At 64.9% G+C, this 367-nt stretch carries 1 pseudogene; it reads right to left on the bottom strand.

Going from position 1 to position 367, the window contains the following annotated elements:
* A pseudogene (locus QJT78_RS52330) lies at positions 1–346 on the bottom strand (hypothetical protein); the annotation flags it as partial.
* Positions 347–367 lie beyond the last annotated feature (21 nt).

Genomic DNA, 367 nt, shown 5'->3' with positions numbered 1-367 from the left:
TGCGGTCGGCGAGCGCGAGCAGCTTCTTGATGCTGGGCTCCAGCTCGCGGACCAGGGCGAGCGCCTCCTTGGCTTCGGCGAGCTGCTTGCGGATGTCCTCGTTGCCGACCTCGTCGCCGAAGTTTTCGTCGCGGATCACCTTGACCCACTGCAACGGCACGCCGAGATCGGCCGCCACCCGCACGTCGGTCCAGCTTGCGGAGTAGCCGACCTTGTCGTTGACATAGACCTCGTTCAGCTTCTCGAAGATGATGCGCCGCTCCTCGCGCGACATCGCGCGCGGCGGCAGCACATCGACCGGCTTGGTATTGTTGGCAACGACCTGCAGCGGCAGCTCCTTCGTCATGGGCTCGATCCTCTCCCTCAA

Origin of the sequence: Bradyrhizobium sp. Mp27 (genome assembly GCF_029953005.1) — a bacterium.
Taxonomy (GTDB): Bacteria; Pseudomonadota; Alphaproteobacteria; order Rhizobiales; family Xanthobacteraceae; genus Bradyrhizobium; species Bradyrhizobium barranii.
Note: the sequence above shows the minus strand (reverse complement) of the source record. Positions and strands in the feature narration are given on the sequence as shown.